10 protein-coding genes are annotated in these 11,482 nt (G+C 52.9%); 8 read left to right on the top strand and 2 right to left on the bottom strand.

The features are described 5' to 3' along the window. Positions 1–3 precede the first annotated feature (3 nt). The 5 genes from BMW31_RS09215 to BMW31_RS09235 all read left to right on the top strand — a co-directional run bounded on the left by BMW31_RS09215 (position 4) and on the right by BMW31_RS09235 (position 6,432). Complete coding sequence (locus tag BMW31_RS09215; protein WP_091824530.1) at positions 4–1,461, top strand: ATP-binding cassette domain-containing protein; 1,458 nt, start codon at positions 4–6, stop codon at positions 1,459–1,461. Between the two features lie 4 nt (positions 1,462–1,465). Next, complete coding sequence (locus tag BMW31_RS09220) at positions 1,466–2,566, top strand: ABC transporter permease (RefSeq protein WP_091824533.1); 1,101 nt, start codon at positions 1,466–1,468, stop codon at positions 2,564–2,566. Further along, a complete protein-coding gene (locus BMW31_RS09225) occupies positions 2,563–3,648 on the top strand; it encodes an ABC transporter permease (protein WP_091824536.1) in 1,086 nt (361 codons plus the stop codon). The genes BMW31_RS09220 and BMW31_RS09225 overlap by 4 nt, the downstream gene beginning before the upstream one ends. A gap of 119 nt (positions 3,649–3,767) precedes the next feature. Further along, positions 3,768–5,312 carry a glutamine-hydrolyzing GMP synthase gene (guaA, locus tag BMW31_RS09230; RefSeq protein WP_091824539.1) on the top strand — a complete coding sequence of 515 codons (1,545 nt, stop codon included), beginning with the start codon at positions 3,768–3,770 and terminating at the stop codon, positions 5,310–5,312. Positions 5,313–5,433: 121 nt separating this feature from the next. Next, positions 5,434–6,432 carry an SEL1-like repeat protein gene (locus tag BMW31_RS09235; RefSeq protein ID WP_091824543.1) on the top strand — a complete coding sequence of 333 codons (999 nt, stop codon included), beginning with the start codon at positions 5,434–5,436 and terminating at the stop codon, positions 6,430–6,432. 274 nt (positions 6,433–6,706) lie between these two features. Here BMW31_RS09235 and mscL read toward each other — a convergent pair whose 3' ends face one another. Further along, on the bottom strand, positions 6,707–7,096 hold the full coding sequence (mscL, locus tag BMW31_RS09240) for a large-conductance mechanosensitive channel protein MscL (RefSeq protein ID WP_091824546.1): 390 nt from the start codon (positions 7,094–7,096) through the stop codon (positions 6,707–6,709). Between the two features lie 297 nt (positions 7,097–7,393). On the opposite strand from mscL, the gene gap reads away from it, so the two are divergent. From gap to BMW31_RS09255, 3 genes are all read left to right on the top strand, one after another. Next, entirely contained in the window at positions 7,394–8,425 is a 1,032-nt protein-coding gene (gene gap / locus BMW31_RS09245) for a type I glyceraldehyde-3-phosphate dehydrogenase (protein ID WP_091824550.1), read from the top strand. Between the two features lie 82 nt (positions 8,426–8,507). Beyond that, positions 8,508–9,437: a tRNA (adenosine(37)-N6)-dimethylallyltransferase MiaA gene (miaA, locus tag BMW31_RS09250; protein ID WP_091824552.1), complete on the top strand. Its 930-nt coding sequence runs from the start codon at positions 8,508–8,510 to the stop codon at positions 9,435–9,437. A gap of 51 nt (positions 9,438–9,488) precedes the next feature. Continuing rightward, complete coding sequence (locus tag BMW31_RS09255) at positions 9,489–10,421, top strand: diacylglycerol/lipid kinase family protein (RefSeq protein WP_091824555.1); 933 nt, start codon at positions 9,489–9,491, stop codon at positions 10,419–10,421. 358 nt (positions 10,422–10,779) lie between these two features. Here the strand turns inward: BMW31_RS09255 and BMW31_RS09260 are convergent, their stop codons facing one another. Continuing rightward, positions 10,780–11,481 (bottom strand): Crp/Fnr family transcriptional regulator, encoded by a 702-nt coding sequence (locus BMW31_RS09260; RefSeq protein ID WP_091824795.1) that lies wholly within the window; start codon positions 11,479–11,481, stop codon positions 10,780–10,782. Position 11,482 lies beyond the last annotated feature (1 nt).

The raw sequence follows: 11,482 nt of genomic DNA on the forward strand, positions 1-11,482 counted from the left end.
GACATGAGCAGCGTCATCGAAGTAAGTCATCTGTCTAAATCGTACGGTGCAGTCAGTGCACTCAGCGATGTTTCGTTCTCCGTTGAGCCCGGCGAGGTGTTCGGACTTATCGGTCCCGACGGTTCGGGCAAGACGACGCTCTTCCGTATCCTTGCTACTTTGCTGTTGCCGGATGCCGGGCAGGCAACCGTTTGCGGCTTCGACACGGTACGGCAGATGAATTCCATCCGCCGGATGGTGGGCTACATGCCCGGCAGGTTTTCCCTTTACGAGGATTTGACGGTAGCAGAAAACCTGCAATTCTTCGCCACGCTCTTCGGTACAACGGTGGAGCAAGGGTACGACAGCATCAAAGCTATCTACTCGCAGATAGAACGTTTCAAGGGCAGAAAGGCCGGGGCACTCTCCGGAGGCATGAAACAAAAGCTGGCATTGAGCTGCGCCTTGGTTCACAGTCCGCGTGTGCTGTTCCTTGACGAGCCAACTACGGGGGTGGACCCCGTGAGCCGCAAGGAACTGTGGGACATGCTCGGCACGCTTCGCGAGCGGGGTATAACCATCGTGGCAGCCACTCCCTATACGGACGAAGTGCGCCGGTGCAGCCGCGTGGCGTTTCTCCGGCACGGCCAGGTGGCAGGCGTCGGCAGCGCGGAAGATATCCTGACGCGCTTTCGCGACGTGTTCAATCCTGCGCCAATCAGCCCCATCGTGCATGAGGAAACAGAACAACCGGCTATCGAAGTGGAGCATTTGGTTAAGGCTTTCGGTAACTTCAGGGCTGTTGACGACATTTCCTTCACCGTCCGAAAGGGTGAAATCTTCGGCTTTCTGGGTGCAAACGGAGCCGGGAAAACCACTGCCATGCACATCTTGACCGGATTGAACCAGCCCACCGGAGGCAGTGGTAAGGTGCTGGGCTACGACGTAACGACGGACTATGAACAAATAAAGAAGCACATCGGCTACATGAGTCAGCGTTTTTCTCTCTATGAAGACCTGACCGTGGCAGAGAATATCAGCCTCTTTGGAGGCATCTACGGCATGCCCAAAAGTGAGATACGGGAGAAGACCAAACGCATGTTGGCCTATCTGGGAATGGAAGAACAGCGCGATACTGTTGTGAAGTCAATCCCTTTAGGATGGAAACAGAAGCTGGCGTTCTCGGTGAGCATCTTCCACGAACCGGGCATTGTGTTCCTGGATGAGCCAACGGGAGGCGTCGATCCGGCCACAAGGCGCCAGTTCTGGGAACTCATCTATGATGCTGCCCGTCGTGGTGTAACCGTTTTCGTAACCACTCACTACATGGACGAAGCGGAATACTGCGACCGCATTTCCATCATGGTCGACGGCAAAATCAGCGCCATGGGAACCCCTGCCGAGCTGAAAGCGAAATACAACAAGCCCGATATGGACGGCGTGTTTACTTACTTGGCCCGCGCGGCCAAACGTGAGGATTGAGCCTATGAGACAGTTCACAGCCTTTGTTATCAAGGAAGCCAGGCACATACTGCGTGACAAACGCACCATGCTGATACTCTTCGGTATGCCTGTGGTACTGATGTTGCTCTTCGGTTTCGCCATCCGCAACGATGTACGAAACGTGCGGACGGTGGTCGTTACGTCGTCAGTTGACGGGCTGACGCGCCAAATCGTCGACGCGCTTGATGCTTCCGAATACTTCTCCATCACGCGAGCCGTAGCCACGCCTGCCGCTGCCGAGCGCTTGCTTCGCCGCCAGCAGGCCGACGTGGCCATTGTTTTCTCCCCCAACTTTGCCGGCAGCAGGCACCGTGATGCGGGTATGCAGGTGCTTGCGGACGCATCGGATCCCAACATGGCACTGCAATATGCCAACTACATTGAGGGCATTGTGACGCCTCTGATGGCTGCAGCAAGGGGCGGTTCCGTTGCCGGTTATAAGCCGGCAGTCATCATCCGGATGCTCTACAACTCGCAGATGCTCTCGGCGTACAACTTCGTTCCCGGCATTATGGGCATGTTGCTGCTGCTCATCTGCGCCATGATGACCTCGGTGAGTATAGCCCGCGAGAAGGAGAGAGGTACAATGGAAGTGTTGCTGGTGTCGCCGGTCAGGCCGCTGAACTTGATTTTAGCCAAAGCCGTTCCTTACATGTGCCTGTCGGTTATCATATTGGTTTCCATCCTCCTCATGAGTTATTACGTTCTCGACGTTCCCCTCGCCGGTTCCGTTTTCTGGATTTTCATGCTCTCGCTGCTGTACATCCTGCTGGCGCTCTCACTGGGATTGCTCATCAGCAACGTAGCCAATTCGCAGCTCATGGCGTTGTTGCTTTCGGCTATGGTGCTGTTGCTGCCCACTGTGTTGCTGTCAGGCATGATATTTCCCATTGGAAGTATGCCGCGCGTTCTGCAGTGGATATCGTGCATAGTGCCGGCTCGCTGGTACATTGCAGCCATGCGCAAGCTCATGATAATGGGCGTAGGGATAGGCAATGTGCTGCGAGAAGCACTCGTGCTCGTGCTGATGACGGTGGTACTGCTGTCCGTTTCATTGGTTAAATTCAAAACCCGATTGGAATGACACTTAACTATCTGCTTCGCAAAGAAGCCATCCAGATACTTCGCAACTCGTTTTTGCCGAAGCTCATCTTCGTTTATCCCATTCTGGTTATATGCGTAATGCCGTGGGTGATGAGCATGGAAGTGAAGAATATCAAGGTAGATGTGGTTGATGCCGACCGTTCTGCGACGAGCAGAAGGCTTGTTGACAGGATTGGAGCGAGCAACTATTTCGTCTTTAATGGTCAGCGGGAGTCCTACCGCGAGGCGATGGACGACATCGAAAGAGGCGATGCCGACGTGATTGTAAACATCCCGCAGGGCTACGAACGCGACCTTGTGAGGGGGTGCAACCCGCAGGTACTCCTCTCTGCCAATGCCGCGGATGCCACCAAAGGAGCAATGGGAGCCTCTTATCTTGCACAGATGGTGACGGAACATGTAAATCCCCAGGCCGGCAAAATGCAACTGGGACTGTCCGTACTCGACCTCTACAACAGGCATCTTGATTACAAGTTGTTCATGATTCCCGCCCTGATGGGCATTCTGCTCATGATGCTCTGCGGCTTTCTTCCGGCCCTGAACATCGTCGGAGAGAAAGAGTCTGGAACCATTGAACAAATCAATGCAACGCCCGTGAGCAAGTGGGAATTCATCTTGGCCAAGCTCATTCCCTATTGGATTATAGGCTTGCTGGTCATGACAGTATCGCTCCTGCTGGCCTGGCTCATCTACGGCATCACCTGCCAAGGCAGCCTGTTGCTGGTCTATTTCATGTCGGTGCTGATGGCATTCGTGTTCAGCGGCATCGGTCTTTGTGTGAGTAACTACAGCGACACCATGCAGCAGGCCATGCTCGTGATGTGGTTTATCGTGGTGATACTCATGCTCATGAGTGGCTTGTTCACCCCTGTAACTTCGATGCCTGCGTGGGCGCAGCAGCTGGTAACGGTCAACCCGATGCACTATTTCATTGATGCCATCCGCACGGTGTTCATCCGCGGTGCCGGTTTCGGCGGCGTTTCCACTCAGATAGCCATTCTGGCAGTGTTTGCACTCGTGACCGACGGCTGGGCCATACTTAGTTACCGTAAAAATCATTAGCCTGCAGCGCGGTCGTTGTTTTTTTAAGGTGACGATGAAGGATTATTGGAATAATTTGTCTACCTTTGCATTATTCTAATCAGAAAGGGATTCTCCCTGCCAAATAAACCTATTTTTACATGCAACAGAAGATAATAATTCTCGACTTCGGTTCTCAAACCACACAGCTCATCGGGCGACGTGTAAGAGAGCTCGACACCTTCTGTGAGATTCTTCCTTACAACAAATTTCCGAATAACGACCCATCTGTGATAGGCGTCATTCTGTCCGGTAGCCCTTATTCCGTTCACGACCGGGAGGCTTTCAAGGCTGACTTGAGCCAGTTCGTAGGCAAGCTCCCGGTGCTTGGTATCTGCTATGGAGCGCAGTTCATTGCCAATGCCGGCGGCGGCAAAGTGGAGCAGACAGGCATCCGCGAATATGGTCGGGCGAACTTGGAGACCATCGATTTGCAGAATCCACTGTTCAAGGGCTTCGACCAAAGGTCGCAAGTATGGATGAGTCATGGCGACACCATCACGGCCATACCGGCCGACTGCCACGTCATAGCCTCAACTGCCGACGTGAAGTATGCCGCCTACGCCTCCGCCGAAAAGCCCCTCTGGGCCGTCCAGTTCCATCCCGAGGTGTTCCACACCACGCAGGGAACGCAGCTGCTGCGTAACTTCGTGGTCGATATTTGCGGCAGCCGCCAGGAGTGGAGCGCAGCTTCGTTCGTGGAATCTACCGTCAGCGAGCTGAAGGCGCAGCTCGGTAACGACCGCGTGATACTCGGTCTCTCGGGCGGGGTGGATTCCTCCGTGTGCGCCACATTGCTGAACCGGGCCATTGGCAGCAACCTTACGTGCATCTTCGTTGACCACGGCATGCTGCGCAAAAACGAATTCCGGAAAGTGATGGAGGCCTATAAAGGACTGGGACTCAATGTCATCGGCGTTGATGCCTCAGAGAAGTTCTTCAAAGACTTGGAAGGAGTGTCCGATCCGGAGACGAAACGCAAGATAATTGGACGCGACTTTGTAGAAGTGTTCAACGCCGAGGCAAAGAAGATAACCGATGCCAAGTGGCTGGCCCAGGGAACCATCTATCCCGACCGCATAGAGAGTCTCTCCATTACGGGCATGACCATCAAGAGCCACCATAACGTGGGCGGACTGCCCAAGGAGATGAAGTTGCAGCTCTGCGAGCCGCTGCGCTGGCTGTTCAAAGACGAGGTCCGGCGCGTCGGCTACCAGCTCGGAATGCCCGAAAGGCTCATCAAACGCCACCCGTTCCCGGGCCCCGGACTGGCTGTGAGGATACTGGGCGACATCACGAGAGAGAAAGTGCGCATTCTTCAGGATGCCGACGACATCTATATAGAGGCCATGCACAACTACCTGATGCCCGATGGCACCAGCCTCTACGACCACGTTTGGCAGGCCGGCACCGTGCTTTTGTCGACCATACGTTCCGTGGGCGTGATGGGCGATGAGCGCACCTACGAGCATCCGGTGGCACTTCGGGCCGTTACGTCGCAGGATGCCATGACGGCCGACTGGGCGCATCTGCCTTACGACTTCATGGCTAAGGTCTCCAACGAGATAATCAACAAGGTGAAAGGAGTTAACCGCGTTTGTTACGATATCTCCTCCAAACCGCCTTCGACCATAGAGTGGGAGTAGCAGCCATGCGTGGCCGGCGGTCTCCGGAGCTTGTGATGAACAGATTAAACAGCATATAGCAACATACAGGGTGAGCGGTTTTTGACTGAAAAGACGGCTCACCCTTTTGCTTTACAGAACCATGAAACGATTTACATTTCTTGTTTTATTCCTCCTTGTTCCCATCTTCGAGCTGGCAGCTCAATCGTCGGTACAGGTGGAGTTTGATACGCTGACGGTTGCAGAAGTGGAGCAGATGGCCGGCATGTCGGTAGACTCCATCCGCCTCTTTGCTGATGCCGGCGACGCCACAGCCCAGTTTTATCTTGGTGTTTACTATGACCAGACGCCCTTTACCGACCTTGGCAAGGCCCGTTACTGGTACGAGAAGGCTGATGCACAGGGCGATGCGGACGCTGCCTTCTATCTGGGATGTATGTACGATGTGGGTCGAGGCGTGCCTAAGGACAATCACCGCGCTTTTGAATACTACCTGAAATCGGCCGAGAACGACCAAGTTCTTGCCGCCAATAACCTGGCTTGGTGCTATGCGTTAGGCCAAGGCGTGAAGCAGGACTATGCCGCTGCCGCCCCCTGGGCACAGAAGGCAGCCGATGCCGGCATACCAGCAGCGCAGCGATTGCTGGGGGTTCTCTATACAAGTGGATATGGTCTGCCCCGCGACTCTACAGAGGCTTTCAGGTGGACGTACCGTGCCGCCCGTCAAGATGACGCCCAGGCAGCGCTCAATCTGGCAGCTATGCTGGCTGGAGGTATTGGCTGCGAGCGTAATCTAAGCCTGGCTCGGGAGTGGGCTCTCAAAGCTCAGGCGGCGCAGGTTGAGGGAAGCAACGAGATGCTGGAGGCCATAGATGAGAGTATAGCAGGTGAGAAGAGACTGCAGAAGTTCGGCGTTACGCGTGAACAAGTGAAGCAAATGACGGACGCCGAGTCTGTTAAGCTCTTGCAAAAGATGGCTGCCGCAGGCGACGTGGAGGCGCAGTACAGCCTCGCCAGCGGTTATTACGGCGGCCATTGGGGCATCAAGAAGAATTACAAAAAAGCCCGCTACTGGTACCGCGAGGCAGCCAAAAACGGTTCGGAGGAGGCCAAACGGGCCCTGAAAGAGCTGGGCTGGTGAGCGGAAACATCCTTTCCGGTAATCAGAAAGCTATGCTCTTGGAACTTTCGACAAGTGTCACACAATCGTTTGACACTTGTCACACAATCGTGCGACACTTGTCAAAAGTTCCCGAAGGTATCATTCGGCACCCCAACAGTTATTATTCAGAGAGCTGAAAGAACTGTTTTTGCTTGCTCCGGCGAAGCATAAAACGCAAAAAGGCATGAAGCCGGGTCTGCACAATCAGCGGTGCAGGGTTCGGCTTCATGCCTTTTACAGGGTTCGGAGCGGCTTACTTGTTCTTCAGCAGGTCGCGAATTTCGCCCAGAAGTTTCTCTTCTGCCGATGGCTCGGGTGCTGCTTCGGGCTGCTCGGGCTCCTCTTTCTTGCGTGTAAGTTTGCTGATGCCCTTAATCATTAGGAACACACAGAAGGCAATAATCAGGAAGTCGATGGTGTTCTGGATGAACATTCCGTACTTCACCTCTGCACCTTCAACCTTCCACATGAGGCCTGAGAAGTCGGTACCGCCGGTAATTACGCCAATGAGAGGCATCAGGATGTCGTCTACGATGGAACTTACAATCTTGCCGAAAGCGCCACCTATGATAACACCTACAGCCATGTCAACCACGTTGCCACGCATGGCGAACGCCTTGAAGTCGTTTAAAAAATTACTCATTGTTTCTATTTGAAATTAAAAAAATAATATACTTGTTTTGCTACCTCTACATTTCAGTCGCCTTGCATGTATGTATTTTCGGGCACGATTACAAGTGCCGCTCCTCACATTTTATATAATTTAATACTCTTACAGCGTGCAAATATAGAAAAAAAATTGTAACTTTGCGGTCAGAAAAAGAAAAAAATGTCGCGTTGGTGTTATCTTTTAGATGTTTTCAGTAGATATTGAGCAGGTTTCGCCCGTGGCCGTCAAAGACGTACATTATTAATTCTTTAATATAAATTAAAAAGAAACATGATTAAAATTGGTATTAATGGTTTCGGTCGTATCGGCCGTTTCGTTTTCCGTTCAACAGTTGAGGCAGAGAATGCCAAAGACGTACAGGTAGTAGCTATCAACGACTTGTGCCCAGTAGATTACATGGCTTACATGCTGAAGTATGACACCATGCACGGCCAGTTCAATGGTACTATCGAGGCCGACGTTGAAAAGAGCGAGCTGATAGTTAACGGCAATCACATCCGCGTAACCGCAGAGCGTGACCCCGAGAACCTGAAGTGGGACGAAGTTGGTGCAGAGTATGTAGTTGAGTCTACCGGTCTGTTCCTCGCAATGGACAAGGCAGAGAAGCATCTCAAGGCTGGTGCCAAGTACGTTGTTCTTTCTGCTCCTTCCAAGGCAGGTGAGGACGGCCGCCAGGCTGATATGTTCGTTTGCGGTGTAAACACCGACAAGTATGCCGGCCAGAAGGTTGTTTCCAACGCTTCTTGCACCACCAACTGCTTGGCTCCTATCGCCAAAGTCCTCAATGACAACTTCGGCATCGAGACCGGTCTGATGACCACCGTTCATTCTACTACCGCTACACAGAAGACAGTTGATGGTCCGTCGATGAAGGACTGGCGCGGTGGCCGTGCTGCTTCAGGCAACATCATCCCCTCTTCTACAGGTGCAGCAAAGGCTGTAGGCAAGGTTATCCCCGAACTGAACGGCAAGCTGACAGGTATCTCCATGCGTGTTCCTACTCTGGACGTATCTGTAGTTGACCTGACTGTAAACCTGAAGAAGCCTGCTTCTAAGGAAGCTATCTGCTCTGCCATGAAGGCTGCCGCCGAAGGTGAGCTGAAAGGCATTCTCGGTTACACCGAGGACGCTGTTGTTTCTTCTGACTTCCTGGGCTGCCCGTTGACTTCTATCTTCGATGCCAACGCCGGTGTTTACCTCACAGACAACTTCGTAAAGGTTGTTTCTTGGTACGACAACGAGATTGGTTACAGCCACAAGGTTGTTGACCTGATTAAGGTAATGAAGAAGTACAATGGCTAATCCCTGAACGGAATTAAGACATTCTAAGATAAAATGAGCCGCCCGGTATTGCCGGACGGCTTTTTTTTATTATATTTGCCGCATGAAGATGATAACCATTCTGGGCCCCACGGCCTGCGGGAAAACGGCTCTGGCGGCACGACTGGCATGCGATATGGAGGCTGAAATCATTTCGGCCGACAGCCGGCAGGTGTATCGGGGCATGGACATAGGCACGGGCAAGGACCTGGCCGACTATGTGGTGGCCGGGCGGCGGGTACCTTATCATCTCATAGACATTGCCGAGCCGGGCACGAAGTACAACCTCTACGAATACCAGAAGGATTTTCACCGGGTTTACGCCGACATCACCGGGCGCGGCGTAAGGCCGATACTCTGTGGCGGAACGGGGCTTTACATCGAGGCTGTGCTCAAAGGCTATCAGCTTTCTCCGGTTCCGCAGAATCCAGAACTGCGTGAACGGCTTGCCTCGAAAACGCTCGCCGAGCTGACCGAAATGCTCATTGCGCTGAAGCGACAAACGGGCTCCAACATGCACAACAAGACTGATGTGGACTCCTGTCAACGTGCCATCAGGGCAATAGAGATAGAAACCTACAACCTGGAACATCCCACCGAGCTGCGCTGCATGCCGCCTGTGAGTTCGCTGGTTGTGGGCGTTTCTATCGGCCGCGACGAGCGCCGGCACAGGATAACGCAACGCCTGAAGCAGCGCCTGGACAACGGTATGGTTGAGGAAATAAAGGACTTGCTTGCCCGGGGCATACCTGCCGAGGACCTGATTTACTACGGACTGGAGTACAAATACGTTACGGAGTACGTTACGGGCAGGTCGACGTACGGCGAGATGTTTACCGGTCTCGAGACTGCCATCCATCAGTTTGCCAAGCGACAGATGACTTGGTTCCGCGGAATGGAACGCAGGGGCATCGCCATCCACTGGATAGAAGCCTCGCTGAAGATGGAGGAAAAGCTGCGGATGATAAAAGAACTGGCTGCCGATGAGGATTAAGCAGGCCGCCGGAGCATCACTGTTTCTTAACGCCTTTTATACCTTATTAATATGGTAGATGAAAACAAATGGGGCATTATCTATTGCCCAAACCACTCCATCCGGGCGCTCAGGCGCTGGGAAAAGATAGAGAAATGCCTGCGGGAAAGTGGGATAGACTTCGATTTTGTGCAGAGTGAGAATGCCGGAAGCGTGGAGCGGCTGGTCAGGATGCTGATAAACAACGGCTACAAGACACTTATCATCGTTGGAGGAGACTCGGCGCTGAACGATGCGGTGAACTGCTTGATGCAGCTGGAACGCAGTCTGCGTGACACGATAGCGCTTGGCGTGATTCCCAACGGGCTCATCAACGACTTCGCCCACTTCTGGGGATTCCGCGAAGGTGACATTGCCCGCAACGTCGAGTGGCTCAAGCGGCACCGTGTTCGTAAGATAGACGTGGGGCGGATAGGCTACAGAAACGCGAAGGGAGAGCCTTGCCACCGCTATTTCCTGAATTGTGTAAACGTAGGACTAACGGCAGCCATCATGAACATGAAGCGCCGGACGCGGCGTTACTTCTTCGGATCAAGAACCATATCTTTCTGTATTTCGTTCGTTCTGATGCTGTTTCAGCGGCTGGAATACGACATGCACCTCAAAATAAACACCGATGTCATCAGGCGGCGGGTAATGACCGTCTGCATCGGCAATGCCCACGGCTACGGGCAAACGCCCAATGCCGTGCCCTACAACGGCCTGCTCGACGTGAGCGTGGTCTATCATCCGGCGATAGGGCAGCTCTTCGAAGGCATCTATCTCTTCGTGAGAGGCAGGTTTCTCAACCACAGGAGCGTTCATCCTTTCCGTGCCCAGGAACTCGAAATACTCTCCGCTCCCCATGCCATGATAGGTGTCGACGGCCGGTTACTTCATGCTCCGGCGCCTCCTTTCAAGGTTCGCGTGGAGCAGGAGGTTGTTAATTTCCTGATTCCTGATTAGCATTCCGGACACCGCTGACGGGGGAGAAGGGGTTCGCCTTTAACGGGTGCTCACCAAATTCGGGTTATCTGTAAAGGGTGCATGTTTGCTCCCGTCGTGTTGAAGCTATCGGTCAAGGCCTTTGACCGATAGCTTCAAGGCTCTTGACCGATAGCTTCAAGAACGCCGAAGCACAGCTTCAAGAAAGTGAAAAAGCATGAACAAGGAAGACGCATTGTAAACCAGACGGTTACAAAGATATGTACAAGAAAAGATTGAGGTATGCGAACGAGACCACGCAAGGTAACCTTCTGCTGTCCGCTGCCTGTAGTATTCAAGTAAAAACCACTAATCCCGCCGCGTAGCATGCCAAGCGGCATCAGCCTAATTCGGATATTCGCCTGAGTTCTTCCTCGTTTAAAAAGCAGATGGTACGGCCATCTACCGATATGATATGCTCGTTGGCGAAAGCCGAGAGCGTGCGGATGGCGTTGCTGGTCGTCATGTTCGAGAGGTTTGCCAGGTCTTCTCTGCTTAGTCTGATGTTCAGAATGCGGTTCTCGTTGAGTCCATAAATGTCTTCCAGAAAAAGCAATGCTTCGGCCAATCGGCCGCGCGTGTGCTTCTGGGTGAGGTTCAGGGTTCGCTTGTCGGCATAACCCAAGGCTGTTGATAGCTTGTTGATGAAGAACAGCGACAGGTTATAATTGCTCTTCATAATGGTTACCACGAGTTCCATGGGTATCATGGCAATGGTTGTGTCTTCAAAAGCCATGCCGGCCGTTTTGTAATCTTCCTGTGCAAAATACGCCCGGTAGGCAAAGAACTCGATGGGCTTGAGAACCCGCAGTATCTGTGGGCGCTTGCTGATGCCCTCTTTGTATATCTTAACTTTTCCCTTTACAAGGCACAGCAAATGGTCAGGAAGCTCCGAATCCTTGTAAATGATGTCGTTCTTTCGGTATTTCCTGATGGTCATCCTGTCCCTGAGCGCCTGGATATGTGCTTGCTCCAAAGGCGCCCAAAGTCTTGTCAGCTCTTTGACAACGAAGTGTTTAGTAGAATTATCAGCGGAAGGCATA

Origin of the sequence: Prevotella sp. kh1p2, from assembly GCF_900111525.1 — a bacterium.
Classification (GTDB): domain Bacteria; phylum Bacteroidota; class Bacteroidia; order Bacteroidales; family Bacteroidaceae; genus Prevotella.

What these genes read in the sequence shown, in the direction of transcription:
- BMW31_RS09215 (WP_091824530.1), top strand. Translation starts at nt 4, where the DNA reads ATGAGCAGCGTCATCGAAGTAAGTCATCTGTCTAAATCGTACGGTGCA.
- BMW31_RS09220 (WP_091824533.1), top strand. Translation starts at nt 1,466, where the DNA reads ATGAGACAGTTCACAGCCTTTGTTATCAAGGAAGCCAGGCACATACTG.
- BMW31_RS09225 (WP_091824536.1), top strand. Translation starts at nt 2,563, where the DNA reads ATGACACTTAACTATCTGCTTCGCAAAGAAGCCATCCAGATACTTCGC.
- guaA (WP_091824539.1), top strand. Translation starts at nt 3,768, where the DNA reads ATGCAACAGAAGATAATAATTCTCGACTTCGGTTCTCAAACCACACAG.
- BMW31_RS09235 (WP_091824543.1), top strand. Translation starts at nt 5,434, where the DNA reads ATGAAACGATTTACATTTCTTGTTTTATTCCTCCTTGTTCCCATCTTC.
- mscL (WP_091824546.1), bottom strand. Translation starts at nt 7,096, where the DNA reads ATGAGTAATTTTTTAAACGACTTCAAGGCGTTCGCCATGCGTGGCAAC.
- gap (WP_091824550.1), top strand. Translation starts at nt 7,394, where the DNA reads ATGATTAAAATTGGTATTAATGGTTTCGGTCGTATCGGCCGTTTCGTT.
- miaA (WP_091824552.1), top strand. Translation starts at nt 8,508, where the DNA reads ATGAAGATGATAACCATTCTGGGCCCCACGGCCTGCGGGAAAACGGCT.
- BMW31_RS09255 (WP_091824555.1), top strand. Translation starts at nt 9,489, where the DNA reads ATGGTAGATGAAAACAAATGGGGCATTATCTATTGCCCAAACCACTCC.
- BMW31_RS09260 (WP_091824795.1), bottom strand. Translation starts at nt 11,481, where the DNA reads ATGCCTTCCGCTGATAATTCTACTAAACACTTCGTTGTCAAAGAGCTG.